This window comes from Sulfuriferula sp., from assembly GCF_054605375.1.
Map to the genome: position 1 here is coordinate 38,338 of NZ_JBTSEG010000007.1, position 23,218 is coordinate 61,555.

The window sequence follows — 23,218 nt, forward strand, 5'->3', positions numbered from 1 at the left end:
GGAGAGCAACATGAAGAAATGGCTCATTGCAATCAGTATGCTGTGCACGCTGGGCTTATCCGGCATGGCCAGCGCAGACGACGCGACGGCGCCACCGTCCGCTGCTGCCCCGGCAGCGGCTCCGGCACCTGATACCGCGGCCGCACCGGCGGCGGCACCTCCGGCCACTGCCGCTCCGGCTGCTGCGCCCAACCCGGCAGCGTTCATCAATTCCGGTGACAATGCCTGGATGCTGACCTCCACCGCATTGGTGCTCATGATGACCATCCCGGGTCTCGCCTTGTTCTACGGCGGCATGGTGCGCAAGAAAAATGTGCTGGCCACGGTGATGCAGAGCTTTGCAATCACCTGCCTGGTCACGGTGCTGTGGATGATCATCGGCTACAGCCTGGCATTTACCCCAGGCAGCGGGTTCATGGGAGGGTTGAGCCGGGTATTCCTGTCAGGTCTGGGTTTGGATAGCGTGAACGCTTTGGCGCCGACCATTCCGGAAACAACTTACATGACCTTCCAGATGACGTTTGCGATCATCACCCCGGCGCTGATTGTCGGAGCGTTCGCTGAGCGCATGAAGTTTTCCGCGCTCTTATGGTTTATCAGTGCCTGGTTGATTGCCGTGTACGCACCGATTGCACACATGGTATGGGGCCCGGGCGGTTGGCTGGGCGCCGATGGCGTGCTGGATTATGCCGGCGGCACGGTGGTGCATATCAACGCGGGTGTGGCGGGTCTGGTCGCTGCACTGGTGATTGGTAAACGCGTGGGATATGGCAAAGAGCCTATGCCTCCGCACAACCTGGTGCTGACAGTGATTGGCGCAGCATTGTTGTGGGTGGGCTGGTTCGGCTTCAACGCCGGTTCAGCCGTTGCCGCCAGCGACCGTGCCGGTATGGCGATGGCCGCGACGCAGATCGCCACTGCCGCTGCAGCGTTGAGCTGGATGTTTGTTGAATGGATGGCCAAAGGCAAACCCAGCGTTCTGGGTATCTGCTCAGGCGCGGTCGCCGGTCTGGTTGCCATCACTCCGGCTTCGGGTTTTGTCGGTCCTTCCGGCGCACTGTTTATCGGACTTGCTGCCGGTGTGGTGTGTTTCTGGGCGGCGGTATACCTGAAAAACATGCTCGGTTATGACGACTCGCTCGACGCCTTTGGCGTACATGCCATCGGCGGCATTGTGGGCGCCATGCTGACCGGCGTGTTTGCTGTCAAAGCCATCGGCGGTACTGCCGGCATGCTTGAAGGCAATGTTGCCCAACTCATGATCCAGGCCAAAGGTGTCGGCTTTACCATCGTTTATGACGCGGTCGTGACCTTCGTCATTCTGAAGGTGGTCGACATGGTCATTGGCCTGCGCGTTACGGAAGATCAGGAACGCGAAGGTCTGGATATCAGCCTGCACGGCGAAAAACTGGAGTAGGCGGGCAGCAGCATAGAGTACTGTAAATTATCGCCGGTACTCTATGGTCTACTCAAAACGCTAAACGCCCCGAAAGGGGCGTTTTTTATTGTGCATGCCCTGATTACCGCCAATGCCGCAACATGCCCAAGCGTGGCGGGTTCACAGAAACACCTCAGTCAGGCTCACTGAATGCGGCGTCAAAATCTACCGCATTATCCGATACAGGCATTCCGCGCTGGACAGCAAATCCCTTGCCGCCAATTGTCAGCAGCAGATGGGCGCGCCCGGGGAATTCCCCCAGCATCCAGTAAATTTCGGAGGGGTGAACCGGAGCATGGTCGCGCGTAAGATGGCGAATCAACAACTGCTCGCCATCCACTTTTACCAGCAATGGCAACGGCAATTTATGCGGCAATATGTGGTGATGGACCACCCATTCAATCGGGGTGGGTTTGCGGCCCGGCGTATTCCGCGCATCAATACGAAAATGCGCCCCGCCCCCGGCCTCTTTATTCAGTTCGCCCACCCAGCCAATACTGAGGCCGTCATGGACGATAATCGTCTTGCCTGCAAAGCGCTGTAAAAAGCGGGTGCGCAAGACTGTGGGATCGGGACGGAATGCGGCTATAATCTTCGCTAACATGGCTAAATTATAACCAGACATGCAGCCTGCTTCATCTGTTGGCATTGTTGCACCCCAAACCGCCCATTTCTCTACCCCGCTTATTCTGAAAAGTGGCGCAGTGCTGTCATCCTACGACCTGGTATATGAAACCTACGGGACGTTGAACGCGGACAAAACCAACGCAATCCTGGTTTGCCATGCACTCTCTGGCAACCATCACGTTGCCGGTGTGTATGCAGAACATGACAAAAAGCCGGGTTGGTGGGACAACATGGTGGGGCCGGGCAAACCGATTGATACCGAGCGCTTCTTCGTAATCGGCCTGAATAACCTGGGAGGCTGTCACGGTTCCACCGGCCCGGCTTCGATTGACCCGGCCACTGGCCAACCGTTCGGCTCACATTTTCCGCTGATAACGGTGGAAGACTGGGTGGAAAGTCAGGCGCGGCTGGCGGATAGTCTGGGTATCCGGCAATTTGCGGCGGTCATGGGCGGATCCTTGGGCGGCATGCAGGCGCTGCACTGGAGCATTCAGCACCCGCAACGCATACGCCACTGCCTGGTGATCGCCTCGGCACCCAAGCTCACTGCACAGAATATTGCTTTCAACGATGTGGCACGACAGGCCATCCTTACCGATCCGGACTTTTTCGGTGGGAATTTTTACGCGCACAATACCCGCCCGCGACGCGGTCTGCGCCTGGCCCGCATGCTCGGCCACATCACCTATCTTTCCGACGATGTAATGGGCAGCAAATTTGGCCGCATATTACGTAACGGTGCATTCAATTACGGCTACGATGTGGAATTCGAGATTGAATCCTATCTGCGCTACCAGGGCGACAAGTTTGCTGAAAGTTTCGACGCCAATACCTATTTGCTGATGACCAAGGCACTCGATTATTTCGACCCCACCCATCACCATTCCAATGGCAAGCTGGCAGATGCCCTCAAACCTGCGCAAGCGGATTTTCTGGTGCTGTCATTCACCAGCGACTGGCGTTTTGCACCGGAACGCTCGCAAGAAATCGTCAAGGCCTTGCTGGATAATGAGCGTCGCGTAAGCTATGCCGAGATTACCTCCGGCCACGGCCATGACGCCTTTCTGATGCCCGATGCGCATTACCACAGCCTGGTGCGCGCCTATATGGAAAGGGTTACCTCATGACACGTCATGATTTCCATACTATCGCCAATTGGGTCAAGCCCGGTTCCAAAGTACTGGACCTCGGCTGCGGCGACGGTAGCCTGCTCAAATTTTTGCATGACAAACTACAGGTGCGCGGCTATGGCGTGGAGTTGACCGATGCCAATATCCTGGCCGGGGTGAAAAATGGCGTCAACATCATCCAGAACGATCTTGAATCGGGGCTCTCGGTATTTGAATCCGATTCCTTCGATCACGTTATTCTGTCGCAAACGCTCCAGGCCATGCGGCATACCGAGGCCATACTGCGCGAGATGTTACGCGTTGGACGCGAAGGCATCGTGACGTTTCCAAATTTTGGCTACTGGAAAAATCGGCTGCAGGTACTGCGTGGCACAATGCCCGTATCGGATGACATTCCTTACCAGTGGTATGACACGCCTAACGTGCATCTTTGTACCATGCACGATTTCGAAGCCCTGTGCGTCAAGCTGAATTTTCGCATTAGAGAGCGTATCGTCATGACCGCAGGAACGCCGGTGCGCATTCTGCCCAATCTGGCTGGCAGCCTTGCGGTATATCGGTTCGAACGCGCGCAATAAACGATGAATGCCCCCGGCATTAGCTCTGAACATCAGGCGGATAACACCGTAGTACGCGTGTCGGGTGACTGGCTGCTGTCCAATCTTGCGAACCTTGCGCCAGCAATATTACCTGCCTTGCCGGCCGCTGGCACGCTACTCGATGGCGCGGAGCTTGCCGCGCTGGACACCAGCGGCGCGCTGCGCTTGCTGGAGATCATGCGGAACGCCGGTGCAGATCCGCAACAAATTACACACGTCAATTTTTCGGATACGCATGCAGCCGTATTCGAACTGGTCGCACGCAATTTTGGCGACAGCATGATTGTCGCACTGCCGGCACGGGAAGGCGTGCTTGCCCATATCGGGCGCAGCTCCCTGGCAAACTGGCAACATATCTGCGGCACAATCAATTTTGTCGGCAAAATAAGTCATCAAGTATTTCAATTGCTACGTCATCCCGGCGAGTTCCGCAGCCAGGAATTTATTGCGCAAATCGAGACTGTATTCGTCAATGCCATTCCATTGGCGTTCGCCATGATGTTTCTGATGGGTGTGGTTTTCGCCTACCTGCTGGGCATTCAGGCGGAACAATACGGCGCCAGCATTTTTGTAGTGGACGGAGTGTCACTGGCCATGTCACGTGAATTGGCGCCGGTGATCGTGGCGATTCTGGTGGCCGGGCGCTCGGGAGCAGCCATGACTGCACAAATCGGGGCGATGAAAGTCAACGATGAGGTTGACGCAATCAGCGTGCTGGGGCTATCCCCATACAATGTGCTGGTGGTGCCGCGCATTCTTGCGCTGCTGATTGCATTACCCCTGCTGGTATTCATCGGCGATGTGGCGGGTATTCTGGGCGGGATGCTGGTCGCCGAACGCCAGCTGGGAATCGAAGCGTTCGCATTCATTGCCCGCCTGGATCAGGTATTGCCACTCAAAACCGTTCTGTTAGGTCTGATCAAGGCACCTGTATTTGCATTGTTTATCGGCGTGATTGCCTGTCGCATGGGGCTGACCGTCGCCCATGACGCCCATAGCGTGGGGGCCAATACCACCTCCACTGTGGTGCAAAGCATTGTTGCGGTCATTATTATCAATGCAATGTTCGCCGTTGCCTTTGTCGAGCTGGGTTTTTGATGGCTGCCCAACCGGTTATCGAGCTGGATCATATCGTGACCCGATTCGGGACACAAAGCATACACGACGGGGTGAGCTTGAAAGTGAATCGTGGCGAGGTGGTTGCACTGATCGGCGGCAGCGGTTCCGGCAAATCGGTTTTGCTCAAGGAGCTGGTGGGGTTAATTAAACCGACAGCAGGCACCGCCCGCCTGTTTGGCGAAGACGTGTGGGCGGCAAATGGCGAGCAGCTCAATCGCCTTCGTCAGCGTTTTGGCATGCTGTTTCAGGACGGCGCATTGTTCTCGTCACTCAATGTAGCGCAGAATGTCGCCGTACCATTGCTCGAACATACAAATCTGGATAAAGCCGAATGCATGCGCCTGGCGCGGCTCAAGCTGGCGTTGGCAGGGCTGCCGGAATCAGCCGCCACGAAAATGCCCAGCGAACTGTCGGGTGGAATGCGCAAGCGCGCCGCGCTGGCACGCGCACTGGCACTGGACCCGGAGCTGCTGTTCCTCGATGAACCCACCTCCGGCCTGGATCCGATATCGGCGCGCGCATTTGATCAGCTTATCCGTGTGCTGTCGGATGGATTGGGACTCACCGTCTTTCTGATTACCCACGATCTGGATACACTCTTATCCATTATTGATCGTGTGATTGTACTGGCGGATCACCGGGTACTTGCTGACGGATCAGTCGCAACCCTGCAGCAAATTGATAATCCCTGGCTGCGCGATTATTTTTCTGCGCGTGCCCGGATTGAGGAGCACTAATGGAAGCAGAAGCCCGCTACACCCTGGTCGGTACCATAGTACTCATCGTCGTGCTGCTGCTGGTTGCGGGGCTGGTTTGGCTGGCTGGCGGAGCAGACCGGGTCGCTTACCGCCATTTCACCATTTACTTCAGCCATCAATCCATGGATGGCCTGGATATAGGCAGCGCCGTCAAAATGCGCGGCATCAAGGTCGGCTCGGTGGATAGCTATCAGTTCGCCGGCGGCGGGAAGGATGCGGTGCGCATGGACATCAAGGTGGCGCAGGATACGCCTATACGCAGTAACGCCGAGGCGATCGTCAACCGGAATATTGTGACCGGGTTATCGACTATCGAAATTCGCAATCCCGATGCAAGCAGCCCACTGTTGACGGAAGTATTGCCCGATGAGCATTACCCGGTGATCGCCGAAGGCAAATCGAATCTGGATAACGTAGCCAATGCGCTGTCAAAAATGGCATCGAGTGGCGCACAGGTGCTGGACAAGGTGAACTTGCTGCTGTCAGATGCCAACCGTAAAAATATTGCCGATACCATACAGAATTTACAGGCGATTTCCACCAATCTGGCCGACAACAAACAGGCGCTCAATACCGCAATATTAAGTATTCATAAGGCAGCCGATGAATTTGGTGCAGCCGGAGTAAGCGTCTCCCGTGCGGCCAATAGTGCCGAAACAAGTGTTTTAGACATCAGCAAAAATGCCGACATCGCACTCAGGCAAGCCACCAGCACCATGCTCAACCTGCAACGGCAAACAACCCAGGCATCGGACAGTCTGCAGGGGCTCGCAGAAGTCGGAACAATGGAATTTACCGCAGTCAGCCGCGATCTGCGCAACAGTGCCGACGCCGTCAGCACTGCCGGGCAAAGCCTGTCCAATCCACGCGGCGTTCTGTTCGGTACGGGCAAACCCCAACCCGGGCCGGGAGAACAATGAGCATGAAAAATTACCTGATAGCAGCAATGGTGACGCTAAGCCTGAGTGGATGCATTAGCCTGGCAGGCAATCAGAATGCGCCGCTCATTACCTCCTATGTGCTTGAGGACGCGGGGCATCCCAGTCTTGCCACAACGACCAATCCGCGCACACTGCTGATACTGGATACCGCGACCAATGCTTTTTATAATACCGACAGCATTGCCTTTAGCCGTGCGCCAGGCACGCGCGGCCTGTATCAATATGCGCGCTGGGCGGAGCGTCCTGGCAAACGTTTTAACGAACTATTGTTGGCGCGTCTCGATGCAGATCGCATTTTCGCCACAGTCGCCTCGAGCGGCAGCGGGATCAAAGGCGATTGGTTGCTTGATACCCGCCTGCTGGCGTTCTATCATCAAGCCAGCACCCCCCCCGGCAGTGTCCGTGTCGAGCTGCGAGCCGAGGTAACGGATTTACGTCACCGGACGCTTGTTGCCCGCAAATTGTTTACTGTGGATATACCCGCGCCGACCTACAATGCAGCAGGCGCAGTGTCCGCTTTCAATTCTGCGACCGGCAAGTTGCTGGATGACATCGGGGGTTGGCTGGAAACCCTGCCCTCACAGGAATCTGCGGCGATTGGGAGCAAGCTTCCTTAGCCATCCAGGTGGATTTTGTCTATATTGGTATCAACCACCATAACCATAAAAGGAGTGCCGCATGAATGTATTCGCCAACTTCACCTTGGCCGCCAGCCTGATGGCCTTATCTTTTACAGCCCATGCCGCCCAGGCAAATCCCGCTGAGCAGGTAATCAAATATGGCAATGTTGAAATCCATTACAACGCCATGCCCACCGATGAACTGCAACCGGCGGTGGCGAAAAACTACCATATCGAACGCAGCCATAATAGAGGGATGCTCACGATCGCTGTATTGCGTAAAAACAAGCTGGGGGTTTCCGAACCGGTACCTGCCGAGTTGACCGCCACGGTAGTCAACCTCAACTCGCAGCTGGCTGAAATTGACATGCGCGAAGTCAAAGAGGGGGGCGCAGTCTATTATCTGGGTGAATTCCGCATTACACCGCCCGATACGCTGAAATTTAGCGTCACCGCGAAACCATCGGGCGAGACGCGCAAATACAAGGCTGAATTCAACAGGCCATTTTTTCAATAAACGACTCGCCGCCCGCCCTGTGTCCGGCCTGCTGTCTTGATTAGTCAGGCGGCCAGATACAACTACATTCGACCGCGCATCGCCAGCAAGCGCGCCACACGTTCATCGGTGGAAGGATGGGTGGCAAACAGACTCTTGACGCCGTCGCCGGACAGCGGGTTGATGATCATCATCTGCGCGGTTTCCGGGTGCAATTCCGCCGTCTCCAGAGGCGTGCCATGCGCATACGCCTCGATTTTCCGCAACGCGGCAGCCAGCGCTTCCGGGTCACCGGAAATTTCCGCTCCACCCTGATCCGCACCGAATTCGCGCGCACGTGAAATCGCCATCTGAATCAGCATCGCGGCTATGGGTGCCACGATCATGATAATAATTGCCACCGCCGGATGCACGTTACGCTCGCCATTGTTACTGCTGCCACCGAACAACCAACCGAACTGAGCCAGCGCCGAAATCGCGCCGGCCACGGTGGCCGACATGGTGGAAATCAGGATGTCTCGATGTTTGACGTGGGTAAGCTCATGAGCCATTACCCCGCGCAGTTCGCGATGGTTGAGCAGGCGGATTATTCCGGTTGTCGCCGCCACCGCAGCGTGCTCGGGGTTGCGTCCGGTCGCAAATGCGTTTGGTTGGGCCTCGTCGATAATGTACACCTTGGGCATGGGCAGCCCGGCACGCTGGGCCAGATCCGCCACGATTCCGTAGAACTCGGGCGCAGTAGCGGCATCGACCTGTTGGGCCTTGTACATCTTCAATACCATCTGGCCGGAAAACCAGTAGGCGTAAATATTCATCCCTCCGGCAAACAGCAGCGCAATCAGCATGCCTTTTTGGCCGCCCAGCAACATACCTACTGTGCCGAACAACACCACAATACCTGCCATCAGGATGGAAGTTTTTAACCAGTTGCCAAACATTGTCTGAATTCCTAATCAGCCGTCGAAATTGACCACCAGTTAGATGGTGGGCGCGACGCAAAATTCAATCGCCCAATTGCGTGCCTTTCGACAGCGGGTGACCGGCTAGAAACTGGCTGACCGATTGACGCTTGCCCCCGGCTGGCTGCACTTCCGTAATACACAACGCGCCCGTGCCACAGGCAATCACAATGGATTGTGCATCCACTGCCACAACCCTGCCCGGCACGCCACTCTGGCCGGCAGCGATATATGCTGACCATATTTTCAGCGGTGCGCAATGCAGCATGGTTGCTGCACCCGGCGCAGGATTGTATGCCCGTACAGCGCGTGCCAGCTCGGTGGCGGGCCGGCTGAAATCCAGCATGGCTTCGGCTTTGCTGATTTTGGCGGCGTAACACGCGCCCTCATCCGGCTGCGGTATTGGCGCGAGTGCGCCCTTACTCATCTGGTCAAGTACCGCAACGATGGCCTGTCCGCCCAGCGCAGCGAGCTTGTCATGCAGGCTCGCGCTCGTGTCGTCCGGCGCGATCGGAATGGCATCGCAGCACAACATGGCACCGGTATCCAGCCCCGCATCCATCTGCATGATGGTAATGCCGGTCTCCGCATCGCCTGCCAGGATCGCACGCTGGATCGGCGCGGCGCCACGCCAGCGTGGCAGCAGCGAGGCATGGATATTCAGGCAGCCGTGGCGCGGCATGTCCAGTACCGCCTGAGGCAGGATCAGGCCATAAGCCGCGACCACCATTAACTCGGCATTCAATGCACTCAACGCATCCTGAATCACGGGCGTCTTCAGGGAAGCGGGCTGCAGTACTGGCAAGCCCAGCCGTAATGCTTCCTGTTTGACCGGGCTGGCCTTGAGCTTCATGCCGCGCCCGGCAGGCCTGTCAGGCTGCGTCAGCACCGCCGCGACCGTGTGGCCCGCCGCGTGCAGCGCGGTCAGTGCGACCCGCGCAAAATCCGGTGTGCCTGCAAAAATGATTTTCATTGGGATGACCGCGAGGTCTGCGTTCACATGGTTTCGCGCAGATGTTTTTTAAGTTTGTTCTTGATGCGGGTCTGTTTCAGACTGGACAGATATTCCACGAACACCTTGCCCAGCAGGTGATCCATTTCATGCTGAATGCACACTGCCAGCAAACCATCGGCGTCAAGCGTAAACGAAACGCCGTCCGTATCCAGCGCTTCGACTGTAATATGCTCGGCACGGGTAACTCTATCGTAAATGCCGGGTACCGATAGACAGCCCTCTTCGTGCACTGCACTGCCGTCGGCTTTAAGTAATTTAGGATTAATGAATACGCGCAGATCGTCGCACGTTTCCGAAATGTCGATCACAATCACCTGCTGGTGCACATCGACCTGGGTAGCCGCCAGGCCGATACCAGGCGCTGCATACATGGTTTGTGCCATGTCGGCGACCAGTTTGCGGATGCGCTCATCAACTTGCGCAACGGGTTTGGCGACGGTATGCAAGCGCCGATCAGGGTAGTGAATAATATTTAATAGCGCCATAATTGCTTGCCTGCATAAACCATTCCATGCAGAATCCGGATCAAGTCTCTAAATTAATTGCCGAATCGACCGTTAAAACACGGGTTAGAATTTCAAGCTGCCAGATTACTACACGGCACTTGTGATAGACAAGGTCTAAACTCAATCCGCGCCAAGGGGATGTTATGCGCAAGCTCGCTTTATCATTGTTTCTGACTGGTTTTATGGCACTTTCCAGCCATGCCGACACGCTTAAAATGCAACCCGACGCGCCGGATCGCTATGTGGTGGTCAAGGGTGATACCTTGTGGGACATTTCCGGAAAATTCCTCAAGGATCCCTGGAAGTGGCCGCAAATCTGGGGCATGAACAAGCAGGAAATCCAGAATCCTCACTGGATTTATCCTGGGGACGTGATTGTGCTTGACCGCAGCGGGGCCAACCCGCGGCTTTCCCTGCTCAAGACAGAAAAACTCGACACGGTGAAACTGTTGCCCAAGATTCGCGTTGAACCCGAGGCCGAACAGGGCGTCCCGTCGATTCCGGCATCAGCGGTGAATGCATTCATCAGCCAGCCCTTCGTGATGGACGAAGGCGCGCTCAAAGACGCACCTCGCATCATTGGCGCACAGGACGACCGCATGGTTCTGGCAACCGGCGATCAGGCCTACGCGACCAACGGTAAAACCGATACTCTGAACTGGAAAATTTTACGCCCCGGCAAGGAACTCAAGGATCCTGACACTCAGGAAGTACTGGGTCATCAGGTTGAATATCTGGGCGACGCGCATACCGTCGCACCGGGCAACCCGCAACGCATCCTGATTACCAGCGCGACAGAAGAGATTCAGGCGGGCGACAGGCTCAAACCCGCTACCGATACCTACTCGTTCCGTTATATTCCCCATCCCCCGGCAACCAGCATTCAAGGCCGCGTGATTTCGATCTATGGCGGCGTATCCGAAGCGGGACAGTATGCCACCGTGGTGCTGAACCAAGGCAGTCGCAACGGCCTGGATGTCGGCACGGTATTGGCCGTGTACAAAAAAGGCAACGTGGTGGACAAAGTCCGGCTACCTGATTCCCGTAGCGGGCTGCTGATGGTATACCGCGTGTTTGACAAGGTGTCCTACGCCTTGGTGATGCAGATACATCGCCCGGTTAACATACTGGATACTGTGCGCAATCCTTGAACCAGGCTGAACGCCGCGCGTGGCTGGGTCTGGCGCTCACGCACGGGCTGGGCGGGCAATCCTATCGTGCCTTGCTGAGCGCATTTGGCGGCCCGGAGCAAGTGTACGCCGCTTCCGGCAGCGCGTTGAAACCCTATCTCGCCCAGCCGGTAATCCAGCACGTCCGCGCAGGTGTGGATGACGCAGCCATCGAGCCTGCCTTGCGCTGGCTCGATGCGCCCGGCAATCATCTGGTTACCCTGGCCGACAGCGATTATCCGCCACGCCTTCTGGAAATCCCCGATCCGCCGCCATTGTTGTACCTGAAAGGGCGCCGCGAGTTGCTCGGCGCTACGATGTTCGCCATCGTCGGTAGCCGCAATGCCACGCCCCAGGGCGTGTCCAATGCCGAAGCTTTCGCTAGCACCTTGTCCCAAGCCGGACTTTCCATCGTCAGTGGTCTGGCGCTGGGCATTGATGCTGCCGCGCATCGCGGCGGCCTGGCTGGAGCGGCGGGCAGTCTGGCGGTGGTCGGTACCGGGCTGGATATCGTTTATCCGGCGCGCAACAAGATGCTCGCCCATCAGCTGGCCGAAGGTGGGGCGCTGGTCTCGGAATTTCCCATCGGCACGCCTTCTATTGCCGCCAATTTTCCGCGCCGGAATCGCATCATCAGTGGCTTAAGCCTGGGCTGCCTGGTCGTGGAAGCCGCCTTGCAGAGCGGTTCGCTCATTACCGCCAGGCTGGCGGCAGAACAGGGTAGAGAAGTGTTTGCCATTCCCGGCTCGATCCATTCACCCGTGGCACGCGGATGTCATGCGCTCATAAAGCAAGGTGCCAAACTGGTTGAATCGGCGCAGGACGTGCTGGATGAATTGCACTGGCAGGTGGCCATTCCCGCCTCTGTCGCCAGCGCTGCAGGAGATGACCCATTACTATCTGCGCTGGGATTTGAACCTGTCAGCCTGGATGTGCTGGCCGAGCGTTGCGGGTTGACGCCCGATAGGCTTTCCGCCATGCTGTTGGAAAGGGAGCTGCAGGGCTGTGTGGCCACGCTCCCGGGCGGTTTCTACCAACGTATTGTTTAAAAAAGATAATGTTAGAAATCCTAATTTACTTATTTGAAAATTATCCGCATGTTGAACTGGCGCCGGACCGCGATGCGCTAGCGCTCAAATTGACCGCCGCCGGTTTCAACGGGGATGAAATTGATCACGCACTGGACTGGTTTTCTGATCTGGGCACGCTCAACAGCACAGAATACCCCACCAGTCTGGCGGAGTGTCGTGCGACCCGGCTTTATGCCGAACCGGAACAGAACCGGCTGGATACCGAGAGCCGGGGTTTGCTGATATTTCTGGAGCAGGCCGGCATCCTCAACCCGTTGCAGCGTGAGTGGGTCATTGATCGCGTTCTGGCTTTGGATGAGGATGAAATCACCCCGGACAAAATCAAGTGGATCGCACTGATGGTGTTGTGGAGTCAAAACCCGAACCAGGACTACTTATTACTAGAGGATATGTTGTTTAACGACGGCCATAACCTCTCCATCCACTAACGCCCCTGCGGCGCGCAGATACACATGTCATTTCTCGTTATTGTCGAGTCGCCTTCGAAGGCAAAAACCCTTAAAAAATATCTTGGCGATGATTACGAAATCCTCGCCAGCTACGGTCACGTACGCGATCTGGTGCCGAAAACCGGTGCGGTGGATACGGACAATGAGTTCGCGATGAAATACCAACTCATCGAACGCAACGAAAAACACGTCGACGCCATCGTGCGGGCAGCCAAAAAGGCCGACCGCATCCTGCTGGCGACTGACCCGGATCGCGAAGGCGAGGCGATAGCCTGGCATCTGGCGGAAATCCTGCGCGAGAAAAAAATCACGCCGAAAAAACCCATCGCCCGTATCGAATTTCACGAAATCACCCAGAGCGCCATTCAGCATGCCGTGGATAATCCGCGGGAAATCGCCATGCCGCTGGTAGACGCGCAACAGGCGCGACGGGTGCTGGACTATCTGGTGGGTTTCAATCTTTCGCCATTGCTGTGGCGCAAAATCAGCCCGGGATTGTCCGCCGGACGCGTACAAAGCCCGGCACTGCGCCTGATCGTCGAGCGCGAATTGGAAATCGAAAAATTCCAGGCGCGCGAATACTGGACCATCCACCTCGACAGCCACAAGGGCAAGCAGGCTTTTTCTGCACGCCTGGTGCAGTATCGAGGCGAAAAACTCGATCAGTTCAGTATCGCGACAGGTGATGCGCAGCAGTCCGTGCTCGATACCCTCGCCAATGCCGAAACCGGCAGCGTCACGCGCGTGGAAAAGAAACGTAAATCGCGCAGCGCCGCCGCGCCGTTTACCACCTCCACGCTGCAACAGGAGGCCGTACGCAAGCTCGGCATGACCACCGATCGCGCCATGCGCACCGCCCAGCAGTTGTATGAAGGTATTGATATCGGCGGCGGCGCAGTCGGCCTGATCTCCTATATGCGTACCGACTCGGTGAATCTGGCACGCGAAGCCATTGAAGACATTCGCGTCTATATCGCTCAAAATTTCGACGCCGGCTATCTGCCCGCGGCACCGGTATATTTCCGCAACAAATCCAAGAATGCCCAGGAAGCGCACGAAGCAATCCGCCCCACCGCGATTTCACGCAGCCCGGAATCGATACGCAAATTCCTGACCATCGATCAGGCGCGTCTCTACGAAATGATCTGGAAACGCACGCTGGCATGCCAGATGAGCCCGGCCCAATTCGACACGGTGAGCCTCGATATCGCCGTGGGCGGCCCGGATAATCTATTCCGCGCTACCGGCCAGACCCTGGTATTCCCCGGTTTCATCGCCGTCTATCAGGAAAACCAGGACGACGAGGAGAGCGAGGAAGAAGCCAAGCTGCCGCTGCTGGCGGAAGGTGAAACCGTGCCGGTGGATAAACTCTCCGGCGAGCAGCACTTCACCCAGCCGCCACCGCGCTATACCGAAGCCAGCCTGGTAAAAACGCTGGAAGAGTACGGTATCGGTCGCCCTTCTACCTACGCAAGCATCATCTCGACACTGCAGGATCGCGAATACGCGATCCTCGACAAGAAGCGCTTCATGCCCACGCCGATCGGGCAGCTGGTGAACTGCTTCCTCACCACCCATTTCACCCACTACGTGGATTACGACTTCACTGCCAAACTGGAAGACCGGCTAGACGACGTGTCCAACGGCACGCTCAAATACATCCCGCTGCTGGATGACTTCTGGCAGGAGTTTTCCGGCACGCTGGCCGCCAAGGCTGACGTCGAGCGCGGCTGCCCGATCCCGGACGAGCCTTGCCCAAAATGCGGCGCGCGTTTGTTCCTGCAAGCTAGCAAGCGCGGCCTGTTCATCGGCTGCTCGGCGTATCCCGAGTGCGATTACACGCGCCCGCTGCACGGCGGAAATGAAAACGGCCCCACCGTACTGGGACAAGACCCGGACAGCGGGCAGGATATCCTGCTGCTGAATGGCCGCTATGGCTGGTACGTGCAGATTGGCGCCACGCCGGAAGACAAGAAGCTTAAACCGCGGCGTGCCTCGTGGCCGAAAACGCTGCCCGCCGAACACGCCGATCTACCAACCGCGTTGAAGCTATTGTCGCTGCCGCGCGAAGTGGGCATGCACCCCGACACCCAACTGCCCATCGTCGCCAACATTGGCCGCTTCGGCCCCTATTTACAGCACGATGGCAAGTTCAAATCCATTCCCAAGGCCGACGATGTTTACAGCATCGAACTGGCGCGCGCGCTGGAAGTGCTGGCCATGGCGAAAGAACCGCGCGGCGGCGCGCCTGCCGGCAAACCGCTGGGTAACCATCCAGATGACGACAAACCCGTGACCTTGCATAGCGGCCAATACGGCTGGTACGTCAAGCATGGAAAAATCAATGCCACCCTGCCCAAGGACGCCGATCCGGAAACTTGCACGCTGGCAGAGGCGCTTCCCCTGCTGGCTGCCCGCGCCGCCAAAGGCCCGGCTACCCGCAAAAAACCTGCCGCCAAAGCCAAGCCTAAGGCCAAGCCGAAAACTGCGGCCAAGCGTACCAAAACTGCTGCCTGATTGATTGGCCGGGTTCCGGCTTTACCCTTGCCGGATACGCCGATACCCAAATCCACAATTGCAATAGTGTTGTTTTGTGGCGCATTTCCATGCTACGGTTGTCCGCAATTCACTCGACGGTTGGCCCCATCTATTCGGGCTCAACACAAGCCGTGCTCCGCATCGTTTATTGAGACCTTACTGCTCTCTTTATCTATTTGGACCAGAGAAGCATGCAACAACAAAAGTTCGATCAACAACGGATTGGCCTTGTTGCAGGAGCGATCATGATTGTGGTCGCCATTCTGGCCGGCGCAATGGTGTTTTACGTCATGGAGCGTCATGCCGAAAACCTGCTGAGAAGCAGCCTCCAGTCGTCCCTGCAAGGCCATGTGGCTTTAGCAACCTCAGAAATACGGCGCAGTTTTCAGAAAGGCATGACGGTTGCCACACGCCCTTTTCTGATGGATCAACTACAGCACGTGGACATGCATGATGGCGACGGCACAGCCCTGGGTGCGCTCAACAGGGGTGCCCAATCCTTTCTTGCCACCGGACTCTCGGCGGTTGCGCTGTTTGCCAGGGACGGGCAAGAACTGGCGCACGCAGGTTCCTTTACGCAACAACCCGTACTGACCGTTCCCATCAATCTTCCCGGACACGTGCAACTGCTGTTTAAGGACAGGTTCTTTTTACGGGCGGATCTGAACATCATGAAAACCGGACGCGTCGTCGGCAGGGTGGTCACGGAGACACCTTTGTCTACGCTCAGCGGCATGTTCATGGGCGTCAGGCGCTCTGGCAAAACAGCGGAGCTGGCATTGTGCGCGTCCTCCGGCGCCAATATGCACTGTTTTCCAACGACGCTGAACCCGCATGTCATGACCTTACCTAAAAGGTCGTCGAAAGGCGTGCCATTGCCGATGGTGTATGCGCTGGAGGGCGCTACCGGATTCAGTATCACACGCGATTATCGCCATCAGAACGTGGTGGCGGCTTACAGCCCGATTGGCGATCTCGGGCTCGGCATGGTGCTGAAAACGGATAGCGCCGAATTGTATGCGCCAGTCTGGAACCAGCTTCGCTACCTGTTGCCGCTGATGGCCGGCATACTCGCTGTGGCGCTTTTTTTGCTGCGCTGGCAACTCAGCCCCCTGGTGCTCGGGCTGGTACGCTCGGAACGCAAAGCACGCGATGCAATCATGCGGCTGCAGGACAGTGAAAATCGTGTACGGGCGGTGCTGGAGAATGTGGATGAGGGTATTGTCAGCATCTCCGCTACCGGAAAGATCGAACTGGTCAACCCGGGGGCGGAACGCATGTTCGGCTACAGCAGCGGGGAGTTGACCGGCAAGAATGTATCCATCCTGATGCCGGAACCTTATCACAGCGAGCATGACGGCTATCTGGAACGCTATCTGCGGACCGGCGAGGCGCACGTGATCGGCATCGGGCGGGAGGTCACCGCACAGCGGAGCAATGGTGAAAGCTTTCCGATTGATTTGCGGGTTTCCGAATATTACCTGACCGGGCGCAGGCAGTTCATTGGAACCATACGCGACACCACCGAGCGTAAAGCGGCAGAGGCAAAAATTCTGCATCTGGCGCATTACGACGCACTGACCGATTTACCTAACCGGCGCCTGGTGCAGGATCGTATCCAGCAAACCATCGCCTGGGCACAGCGAGCCGGTATTCAGTTCGCCGTCATGTTCGTCGATCTCGATAAATTCAAAAACATTAACGACATCCTCGGGCACAATGCGGGCGATCAATTGTTGCAAATGGTCGCCCAACGGCTCACCGAATCCTTGCGCGCGGATGATACGGTTGGCAGGCAGGGCGGCGATGAGTTCATTGTGTTGCTGGCAAGCCTGAGCACCGCCGAGGATTCTGCGCGGGTGGCGCAAAAAATACTGGACGCCCTGTCTGCGCCATTTGTTATCAACGGGCTGGGTGTGCGCACCGGGGCCAGCATTGGCATCGCGATTTACCCGCAAGACGGCGATGATATCGAAACGCTGCTCAAGAACAGCGACACTGCCATGTACCATGCAAAAGAAGCCGGGCGCAGCAATTACCAGTTCTTCGCACAGGAGATGAATGCGGTAGCGGCCGAGCACTCGCTGCTGGAAAGCGGCTTGCGCGAGGCCATTGGCCGCGACGAACTGCTGCTTCACTATCAGCCGCTGGTGAATATCGCGAATGGCAATATCGTTGCAGCCGAAGCGCTGGTACGCTGGAATCATCCCGAACTGGGCCTGATTGCGCCGGCCCGGTTTATTCCCGTCGCCGAAGACTCCGGCATGATTGTGCCAGTCGGCGACTGGGTGCTCAGACACGCTTGCAGCCAGCTAAAACAATGGCGCGAACAGGGCGTACCGTTACCGCGCATGATCGTCAATCTGTCGCCGCGCCAATTCCGTCAGAAATACTTGGTGCAGAATTTTGTTCAGATACTGAAGGAAACCGGCGTGGACCCACACTGGCTCGGTCTGGAAGTTACCGAGAACGTGATTATGGAAAATCCGGAAGAGGCCATTGCCGTGTTGGGAGAGTTGAAGGCACTGGGGATCGAGCTGTCGCTGGATGACTTCGGCACGGGCTATTCCAGCCTCAGCTATCTCAAACGTTTTCCCATTGATAAACTCAAAATCGATCAGTCTTTCGTCCGTGATATCACGACCGACGCCGATGATGAAGGTTTGGTCGCCGCCATTATTGTCATGGCCCATCAGCTGAATATCCGGGTGGTCGCTGAAGGCGTCGAGACCGGAGCCCAGCTTGCCTTTCTGCGCGAACATGGGTGTGATGAATATCAGGGCTATTTTTTCAGCCGGCCCAAACCGGCCACCGATCTGCGCGCCATCTTAAGTACGCTAAACAGCATCTCAAACACCATATCGACTTGATGCATTGTGCTCGATAGCCGGCAACCATGGCATAAAAGGCCCGATATCCGGCCTTTAACACCCGTTCCCGATTTTTTTTAATTCTGTGCGACTCCGTCAGATGCCTGCAAGGCAAAGCCCGGATCATACTGGCTTTCGATAGGCCTGCCCTAACATCGTCCCGATGCGTGCATGGCATGCGTCGGCTGTTCTGGGCATTTCAATCAGTCAAGCAGGCCGCTTTGGTGCTGATGATGGTGCCCTTCACCCTTATCGGCGGCATCGCCGGGCTGCATCTTTCCGTATCAGCGGCGGTCGGCTTCATTGCCGTGGCGGGCATTTCAGTACAGAACGGCGTCATCATGATGGAACAGATCATTGCATTACTCAAAAGCGGCGCCGAACTGCAAGCCAGTATCATGGATGGGGCGGTGCAACGCCTGCGCCCGCATCCTGCGGTGGTCATTGCCGGCGGAATTGTATCTGGCGCGTTGTTTACCCTGTGGCTGCTACCATTGGCGTTCCGGTGGTTTAATCGCTGTGTCGATGCCCGGCAGGCAACCCTTTAATAAGGAAAAATTCCATGCGTATTCTGATAGTTGAAGATGACGAGTTACTCGCCGCCGGACTGGCAATTTCGCTGGCGCTGCCGGGTTATGCCGTGGATCGTGCGGTCAGCGGCGAAAAAGCATTGTTGTCGCTCGGCACCGAAAATTACGATCTGGTGGTGCTGGATATTGGTCTGCCCGGCCAGGATGGCTTTGCGGTTTTGCGCAAACTGCGCGAACGCGGGCTGACGGTGCCGGTGCTGATCCTCACGGCACGTGATGCTGTAGCCGACCGGGTAAGCGGCCTCGATCTGGGAGCGGATGACTACATGGTCAAGCCGTTTGCACTGGGCGAATTCGAAGCCCGTGTGCGCGCCTTGCTGCGCCGCGGGCATCACGCGCAGAGCGCCCGACTCAGTTGCGGGCGCCTCACCATGGATACCCTGGCTCACCGGGCGTGGCTGGGAGACACACAGCTCGGACTCACTGCGCGCGAATGGGGCGTGCTGGAATACCTGCTGATGCGCCAGGGGCAGGTATTGAGCAAAGACAAAATCATGCAGGCAGTCTGCAACTGGGACGAGGAAATCAGCACCAATGCCGTGGAGGTGTATATGTCGCGCCTGCGTGCCAAACTCGAGCCGGCCGACATTAAAATTCGTACCGTACGCGGTTTCGGTTATCTACTCGAAGAAGCAAAAAGTGCACACTCGTAGCCTGCGCCGCCTGCTGCTTGGCTGGCTGCTGATCCCACTGCTGGTGTTGCTTGCGTTGGGATCGGTGGGGACCTTTTTCATGGCCCGCAACGCGGCTAATGACGCCTACGACAAGGAGCTGCTCGATCCCATGCTCGCGCTGGCGCAGTATATCCAGGTAGTGAACGGCAAACCGGTGTTGAACCTGCCGCCCAGTGCCCGCGACCTGCTGCTGGTGAATGCCTACGACAATATCTACTATCAGCTTGTCGCCGCCGATGGCACGCGCCTGGCGGGCAACCTGTACTTGCCGGTACCGGCGCAGATCAGCGACAAACCAGTTTTCTACAACAGCGCGTTTCGCGGACGCGATATCCGCATCGCCGCATTAAAGATGCATTTGCCCAATGGCAGCAGTGCCTATTTACAGGTGGCGGAAACACTGAACAAACGCGACCATCACCTGGCTGGCATTCTGGCCGAGATGCTCGCGCCAGCCGTGGTGATTGCACTGGCTGCAGTGCTGCTAGTGTGGTTCGGCATCCGCCGCGGCCTCGCACCGCTGCAAAGCCTGCAAGAAGAAATCGCAGCACGCTCACACCGCGACCTGCGCCCGGTACCCGAACATCATGCACCTGACGAAGTACGGCCGGTGGTCGCCTCGCTCAACGCGCTGCTGGCGCGACTCAACGATTCCATGAATGGCCAGCAGCGCTTTCTGGCCAACGCTGCGCACCAGTTGCGCACGCCGCTGTCAGGACTGCAAACGCAAGTTGAGCTTGCCTTGCGCGGCACCATGTCGGCTGAACTGCGCGCCACGCTCATGCATCTCCTGGACGCCACCGTGCGCACTGCGCATCTTGCCAACCAGCTGCTCACGCTGGCGCGCGCCGAACCCGGCGCCATGCCGCCCGATGCCATGCAGCCGCTGGATCTGCGCAATGTAGTCGAAGATGCTGCGCGTGAATGGGTGCCACGCGCCATGGAGCGGCAAATTGATCTCGGCTTCGATATGAAAAACACATCCCTGGTGGGCGAGCCGCTGTTGATTCGTGAACTGCTCGCCAACCTGATCGACAATGCCCTGCGTTATACCCCGGCGGGCGGCAGCGTCACCGTGCGCTGCCTTCAGGCTGGTGCTGCGGTGCTGGAAGTAGAGGACAACGGCATCGGCATCCCCGAGTCGCAGCGCGACAAGGTGCTGGAACGTTTTCATCGGGTGGAAGGCAGCCCAGGTGACGGCTGCGGTCTGGGGCTGGCGATTGTGCAGGAAATTGCGCGGGTGCACGACGCCACGCTGGAAATCCTCGCACCACCAGCGGGCCGCGGCACCCTGATCCGGGTGAGCTTTTCTCAATCCAGCGTTTTTTCCAGCATGTAGTCATCCATCACAAACCCTGCGCCAATCTCGGTGATCACCTGCGCCGTGACGGCAAAACCGTATTTTTGATACGCGGCGAGCGCGGTGTGGTTGTGTTTGTTGGTGCGTAACGTGAGGGTGGTGCGGCCTTGTCTGCGCGCCTCGGATTCGACGCTGTCAAGCAGCGCAGCGCCCACACCGCGGCGCTGCCAGGCAGGGTGCACATAGAGCTTGTCGAGCTTGATGCGCTGCGGGTCGCTATCCAGGAAATAATGTACAAAACCAATCATCCCGGCGTCATTCTGCGCCACTTTCCACCAGTTGCCGGGTTGGACAAGCTGTTGCCGGACAAGCGCAGCGCCATAGCGTTGATCCAGCATGTAATCTATCTGGGCCTGGCTGATGATGCCCGGATAATGCCGTTGCCAGATGTGACGTGCCAGCGCGCCCAGCGCCTCGGCCTGGCCGGCTTGCAGCGCGGCAATGTGCCAGCTGGACGCAATCATGGATACAGCTTCGGTTCGCCCGGCGGTCGTGTCTTGAAGCGCTTGTGCAGCCAGAAATACTGCTCGGGCATTTCACGCACGCGGTCTTCGATGAAGGCGTTCATGCGGCGGGTATCGGCTTCCACATCCTCGCTCGGGAAATTGTCCCAGGCCGGATAGAACTGCGCCACATAACCCTTCCCGCCGGGTAACTGACGGGTGACGCAGGGCACCACGCGGGCGCCCGCCACGCGCGCGATGCGCGGCAGCGCGGTCACGGTAGCTGCCGGAACACCGAAGAAAGGCACAAATGCGGCATCCTTGGCACCGAAATCCTGATCCGGCAAATAATAAAGCGGCAAACCCTGACGTACCTCGCGCACCAGCGGACGCACGCCATCATGGCGGGAAAACATTTTCGAATTGCCAAAACGGGTACGCGAATGCAACATGAGCCGGTCGAAATAGGGATTTTTCAGGCGGCTGTACATCGACACAATCGGCGCATAACTGGCGGTAAAACGCACGCCACCCATATCCAGGCCGATAAAATGCGGCGCCAGCAAAATCACCGGTTGACCGCTTAGCGGCTGGAAATGTTCCAGCCCGGCAAAATGCACCAGGCGTTTCACCCGTTCCACCGGTGACCACCACAAAATGCCGTGCTCCAGTGCAGCACGGGCGGCACTGCGAAAGTGGTCGCGCAACACCGCGTCGCGACGCTGCTGATCCCAGTGCGGGAAACACAATTGCAGATTGATTGCACCGATGCGGCGGCGTCTGCCAGCAAAGCGATACAATAGGCCGCCCAGCACATTGCCCAGTGCCGCCTGCGCAGATAATGGCAGCCAATGCACGAGCCACAGAAAAAATATGCCGATACGGGACATGGCCTACTGCTCCGGCGGCGGTTCGACTCCGCCGGGACGCTTGTAGCGGTTGTAGCTCCACAGGTATTGCGCCGGATACTTGCGGATCAGCACTTCCAGTGCGGCGTTGAGTTGTGCGGCAGTGTGTTCCTTGCTGCCGGTCAGATCCGCATTCAGCGGTTCGATGTGGATGCGATAGCCCTGCCCCCTGGGCAGGCGTTCGCCGAACATCAATAGCGGCACCGCACCGGTGGACTGGTGCAGGCGCGCGACCAGTGTCGGCGTATAGGCTTGGCGACCAAAAAAACTCGCCCACGCGCCTTCGCCCTTGCTGGCCACCTGATCGGGCAAAATGCCTACCGCTTCACCCTTTTTAAGCGCAGTGAGCAGTGCGCGCACGCCTTTGACATCGGTTTTGGCGAGATTGACTTTGCCGCGCCCGCGTCCAGCGCGCATGATGCCTTCCAGCCATTGCTGGCGTGGCGGACGGTACAACACTGTCATCGGCAGACGTGCCGCATAGTACAGGCTGACAATCTCGAAGCAGCCCAGATGCGGGGTCATCGCCAGTACGCCCTTGCCCTGGCTAACAGCCGCTTCGACGTGCTCCCAGCCCTGACAGTCCTTGACCAGTTTGAGCGTCTGTTCATAAGGGCGCATCCAGATCGGAATGACTTCAGCGCCGCCTTTGCCAATTTCAACCGCGCACTGACGCAACAGTCGCCGATACTCGCCTGGCTCCCCGGCAATACCACTTTGCCGTAAATTTTCCGCCAGACGCTTGGCATAGCGCGTGCTGTAGCGGTACGTCAGGCGTCCACCCAACGCGCCCACAAGGTGCCACCAACGTAGCGGCAAGCGGGCGAATAAGCGAAGCAGAAATTGCGTCATGGTGGAGAAATGGTGTCAGGCAGCGCTAAAGTTTGCTACCATCCCCGCCTATTGAAATGTCGGAAT

General features: G+C 57.5%; 22 protein-coding genes and 1 pseudogene. 16 read left to right on the forward strand and 7 right to left on the reverse strand.

The window, feature by feature from the left end:
* Window positions 1–10: 10 nt before the first annotated feature.
* Window positions 11–1,417: an ammonium transporter gene (locus ACYCZJ_RS06035; RefSeq protein ID WP_461553320.1), complete on the forward strand. Its 1,407-nt coding sequence runs from the start codon at window positions 11–13 to the stop codon at window positions 1,415–1,417.
* A gap of 154 nt (window positions 1,418–1,571) precedes the next feature.
* Here ACYCZJ_RS06035 and ACYCZJ_RS06040 read toward each other — a convergent pair whose 3' ends face one another.
* Window positions 1,572–2,042 carry a hypothetical protein gene (locus ACYCZJ_RS06040; RefSeq protein WP_461553321.1) on the reverse strand — a complete coding sequence of 157 codons (471 nt, stop codon included), beginning with the start codon at window positions 2,040–2,042 and terminating at the stop codon, window positions 1,572–1,574.
* A 19-nt stretch (window positions 2,043–2,061) separates the two neighbouring features.
* Here ACYCZJ_RS06040 and metX point away from each other — a divergent pair, with 19 nt between their 5' ends.
* The 7 genes from metX to ACYCZJ_RS06075 all read left to right on the forward strand — a co-directional run bounded on the left by metX (window position 2,062) and on the right by ACYCZJ_RS06075 (window position 7,749).
* Window positions 2,062–3,192, forward strand: a complete 1,131-nt coding sequence (gene metX / locus ACYCZJ_RS06045) for a homoserine O-succinyltransferase MetX (protein WP_461553322.1) — start codon at window positions 2,062–2,064, stop codon at window positions 3,190–3,192.
* Complete coding sequence (gene metW / locus ACYCZJ_RS06050; protein WP_461553323.1) at window positions 3,189–3,773, forward strand: methionine biosynthesis protein MetW; 585 nt, start codon at window positions 3,189–3,191, stop codon at window positions 3,771–3,773. The genes metX and metW overlap by 4 nt, the downstream gene beginning before the upstream one ends.
* Window positions 3,774–3,776: 3 nt before the next feature.
* Window positions 3,777–4,892, forward strand: a complete 1,116-nt coding sequence (locus ACYCZJ_RS06055; protein ID WP_461553324.1) for an ABC transporter permease — start codon at window positions 3,777–3,779, stop codon at window positions 4,890–4,892.
* Entirely contained in the window at window positions 4,892–5,650 is a 759-nt protein-coding gene (locus ACYCZJ_RS06060) for an ABC transporter ATP-binding protein (RefSeq protein ID WP_461553325.1), read from the forward strand. Before ACYCZJ_RS06055 ends, ACYCZJ_RS06060 begins: the two co-directional genes overlap by 1 nt.
* On the forward strand, window positions 5,650–6,591 hold the full coding sequence (locus tag ACYCZJ_RS06065; protein ID WP_461553326.1) for an MlaD family protein: 942 nt from the start codon (window positions 5,650–5,652) through the stop codon (window positions 6,589–6,591). The genes ACYCZJ_RS06060 and ACYCZJ_RS06065 overlap by 1 nt, the downstream gene beginning before the upstream one ends.
* Window positions 6,588–7,229, forward strand: a complete 642-nt coding sequence (locus ACYCZJ_RS06070; RefSeq protein WP_461553327.1) for an ABC-type transport auxiliary lipoprotein family protein — start codon at window positions 6,588–6,590, stop codon at window positions 7,227–7,229. The genes ACYCZJ_RS06065 and ACYCZJ_RS06070 overlap by 4 nt, the downstream gene beginning before the upstream one ends.
* 61 nt (window positions 7,230–7,290) lie before the next feature.
* Entirely contained in the window at window positions 7,291–7,749 is a 459-nt protein-coding gene (locus tag ACYCZJ_RS06075) for a DUF4426 domain-containing protein (protein ID WP_461553328.1), read from the forward strand.
* Between the two features lie 62 nt (window positions 7,750–7,811).
* Here the strand turns inward: ACYCZJ_RS06075 and htpX are convergent, their stop codons facing one another.
* The 3 genes from htpX to def all read right to left on the reverse strand — a co-directional run bounded on the left by htpX (window position 7,812) and on the right by def (window position 10,187).
* Window positions 7,812–8,666: a zinc metalloprotease HtpX gene (gene htpX, locus ACYCZJ_RS06080; protein WP_461553329.1), complete on the reverse strand. Its 855-nt coding sequence runs from the start codon at window positions 8,664–8,666 to the stop codon at window positions 7,812–7,814.
* Between the two features lie 64 nt (window positions 8,667–8,730).
* The gene (fmt, locus tag ACYCZJ_RS06085; protein WP_461553330.1) at window positions 8,731–9,660 is read right to left on the reverse strand and encodes a methionyl-tRNA formyltransferase; all 930 of its coding nucleotides are present in this window, start codon (window positions 9,658–9,660) and stop codon (window positions 8,731–8,733) included.
* Between the two features lie 23 nt (window positions 9,661–9,683).
* Window positions 9,684–10,187 carry a peptide deformylase gene (gene def, locus ACYCZJ_RS06090; protein ID WP_461553331.1) on the reverse strand — a complete coding sequence of 168 codons (504 nt, stop codon included), beginning with the start codon at window positions 10,185–10,187 and terminating at the stop codon, window positions 9,684–9,686.
* Window positions 10,188–10,351: 164 nt separating this feature from the next.
* Here def and ACYCZJ_RS06095 point away from each other — a divergent pair, with 164 nt between their 5' ends.
* The 8 genes and pseudogenes from ACYCZJ_RS06095 to ACYCZJ_RS06130 all read left to right on the forward strand — a co-directional run bounded on the left by ACYCZJ_RS06095 (window position 10,352) and on the right by ACYCZJ_RS06130 (window position 20,928).
* Window positions 10,352–11,359: a LysM peptidoglycan-binding domain-containing protein gene (locus ACYCZJ_RS06095; protein WP_461553332.1), complete on the forward strand. Its 1,008-nt coding sequence runs from the start codon at window positions 10,352–10,354 to the stop codon at window positions 11,357–11,359.
* Entirely contained in the window at window positions 11,356–12,426 is a 1,071-nt protein-coding gene (gene dprA, locus ACYCZJ_RS06100; RefSeq protein ID WP_461553333.1) for a DNA-processing protein DprA, read from the forward strand. Before ACYCZJ_RS06095 ends, dprA begins: the two co-directional genes overlap by 4 nt.
* Window positions 12,427–12,434: 8 nt before the next feature.
* Complete coding sequence (locus ACYCZJ_RS06105) at window positions 12,435–12,896, forward strand: Smg family protein (RefSeq protein WP_461553334.1); 462 nt, start codon at window positions 12,435–12,437, stop codon at window positions 12,894–12,896.
* A gap of 24 nt (window positions 12,897–12,920) precedes the next feature.
* Window positions 12,921–15,434, forward strand: a complete 2,514-nt coding sequence (topA, locus tag ACYCZJ_RS06110) for a type I DNA topoisomerase (protein WP_461553335.1) — start codon at window positions 12,921–12,923, stop codon at window positions 15,432–15,434.
* Window positions 15,435–15,646: 212 nt separating this feature from the next.
* Window positions 15,647–18,325, forward strand: a complete 2,679-nt coding sequence (locus ACYCZJ_RS06115) for a putative bifunctional diguanylate cyclase/phosphodiesterase (protein ID WP_461553336.1) — start codon at window positions 15,647–15,649, stop codon at window positions 18,323–18,325.
* Window positions 18,326–18,510: 185 nt separating this feature from the next.
* Window positions 18,511–18,873, forward strand: a pseudogene (locus ACYCZJ_RS06120) (efflux RND transporter permease subunit); the annotation flags it as partial.
* A 14-nt stretch (window positions 18,874–18,887) separates the two neighbouring features.
* Window positions 18,888–19,568, forward strand: a complete 681-nt coding sequence (locus ACYCZJ_RS06125) for a response regulator (protein WP_461553337.1) — start codon at window positions 18,888–18,890, stop codon at window positions 19,566–19,568.
* Window positions 19,555–20,928 carry a sensor histidine kinase gene (locus tag ACYCZJ_RS06130; RefSeq protein ID WP_461553338.1) on the forward strand — a complete coding sequence of 458 codons (1,374 nt, stop codon included), beginning with the start codon at window positions 19,555–19,557 and terminating at the stop codon, window positions 20,926–20,928. Before ACYCZJ_RS06125 ends, ACYCZJ_RS06130 begins: the two co-directional genes overlap by 14 nt.
* Here ACYCZJ_RS06130 and ACYCZJ_RS06135 read toward each other — a convergent pair.
* The 3 genes from ACYCZJ_RS06135 to ACYCZJ_RS06145 are packed head-to-tail and all read right to left on the reverse strand — an operon-like array spanning window position 20,901 to window position 23,152.
* Entirely contained in the window at window positions 20,901–21,413 is a 513-nt protein-coding gene (locus tag ACYCZJ_RS06135; protein ID WP_461553339.1) for a GNAT family N-acetyltransferase, read from the reverse strand. The genes ACYCZJ_RS06130 and ACYCZJ_RS06135 overlap by 28 nt on opposite strands.
* On the reverse strand, window positions 21,410–22,282 hold the full coding sequence (locus ACYCZJ_RS06140) for a lysophospholipid acyltransferase family protein (RefSeq protein WP_461553340.1): 873 nt from the start codon (window positions 22,280–22,282) through the stop codon (window positions 21,410–21,412). Before ACYCZJ_RS06140 ends, ACYCZJ_RS06135 begins: the two co-directional genes overlap by 4 nt.
* Before the next feature lie 3 nt (window positions 22,283–22,285).
* The gene (locus tag ACYCZJ_RS06145; RefSeq protein WP_461553341.1) at window positions 22,286–23,152 is read right to left on the reverse strand and encodes a lysophospholipid acyltransferase family protein; all 867 of its coding nucleotides are present in this window, start codon (window positions 23,150–23,152) and stop codon (window positions 22,286–22,288) included.
* Between the last annotated feature and the right edge of the window lie 66 nt (window positions 23,153–23,218).

Excerpts from the sequence above, each read along its gene's own strand:
- fmt (WP_461553330.1), bottom strand. The coding sequence starts at position 9,660 with ATGAAAATCATTTTTGCAGGCACACCGGATTTTGCGCGGGTCGCACTG.
- topA (WP_461553335.1), top strand. The coding sequence starts at position 12,921 with ATGTCATTTCTCGTTATTGTCGAGTCGCCTTCGAAGGCAAAAACCCTT.
- ACYCZJ_RS06070 (WP_461553327.1), top strand. The coding sequence starts at position 6,588 with ATGAGCATGAAAAATTACCTGATAGCAGCAATGGTGACGCTAAGCCTG.
- metX (WP_461553322.1), top strand. The coding sequence starts at position 2,062 with ATGCAGCCTGCTTCATCTGTTGGCATTGTTGCACCCCAAACCGCCCAT.
- ACYCZJ_RS06105 (WP_461553334.1), top strand. The coding sequence starts at position 12,435 with ATGTTAGAAATCCTAATTTACTTATTTGAAAATTATCCGCATGTTGAA.
- def (WP_461553331.1), bottom strand. The coding sequence starts at position 10,187 with ATGGCGCTATTAAATATTATTCACTACCCTGATCGGCGCTTGCATACC.
- ACYCZJ_RS06140 (WP_461553340.1), bottom strand. The coding sequence starts at position 22,282 with ATGTCCCGTATCGGCATATTTTTTCTGTGGCTCGTGCATTGGCTGCCA.
- ACYCZJ_RS06035 (WP_461553320.1), top strand. The coding sequence starts at position 11 with ATGAAGAAATGGCTCATTGCAATCAGTATGCTGTGCACGCTGGGCTTA.
- ACYCZJ_RS06040 (WP_461553321.1), bottom strand. The coding sequence starts at position 2,042 with ATGTTAGCGAAGATTATAGCCGCATTCCGTCCCGATCCCACAGTCTTG.
- ACYCZJ_RS06145 (WP_461553341.1), bottom strand. The coding sequence starts at position 23,152 with ATGACGCAATTTCTGCTTCGCTTATTCGCCCGCTTGCCGCTACGTTGG.
- ACYCZJ_RS06095 (WP_461553332.1), top strand. The coding sequence starts at position 10,352 with ATGCGCAAGCTCGCTTTATCATTGTTTCTGACTGGTTTTATGGCACTT.
- ACYCZJ_RS06065 (WP_461553326.1), top strand. The coding sequence starts at position 5,650 with ATGGAAGCAGAAGCCCGCTACACCCTGGTCGGTACCATAGTACTCATC.
- ACYCZJ_RS06115 (WP_461553336.1), top strand. The coding sequence starts at position 15,647 with ATGCAACAACAAAAGTTCGATCAACAACGGATTGGCCTTGTTGCAGGA.
- ACYCZJ_RS06055 (WP_461553324.1), top strand. The coding sequence starts at position 3,777 with ATGAATGCCCCCGGCATTAGCTCTGAACATCAGGCGGATAACACCGTA.
- htpX (WP_461553329.1), bottom strand. The coding sequence starts at position 8,666 with ATGTTTGGCAACTGGTTAAAAACTTCCATCCTGATGGCAGGTATTGTG.
- ACYCZJ_RS06125 (WP_461553337.1), top strand. The coding sequence starts at position 18,888 with ATGCGTATTCTGATAGTTGAAGATGACGAGTTACTCGCCGCCGGACTG.
- ACYCZJ_RS06135 (WP_461553339.1), bottom strand. The coding sequence starts at position 21,413 with ATGATTGCGTCCAGCTGGCACATTGCCGCGCTGCAAGCCGGCCAGGCC.
- metW (WP_461553323.1), top strand. The coding sequence starts at position 3,189 with ATGACACGTCATGATTTCCATACTATCGCCAATTGGGTCAAGCCCGGT.
- ACYCZJ_RS06075 (WP_461553328.1), top strand. The coding sequence starts at position 7,291 with ATGAATGTATTCGCCAACTTCACCTTGGCCGCCAGCCTGATGGCCTTA.
- ACYCZJ_RS06060 (WP_461553325.1), top strand. The coding sequence starts at position 4,892 with ATGGCTGCCCAACCGGTTATCGAGCTGGATCATATCGTGACCCGATTC.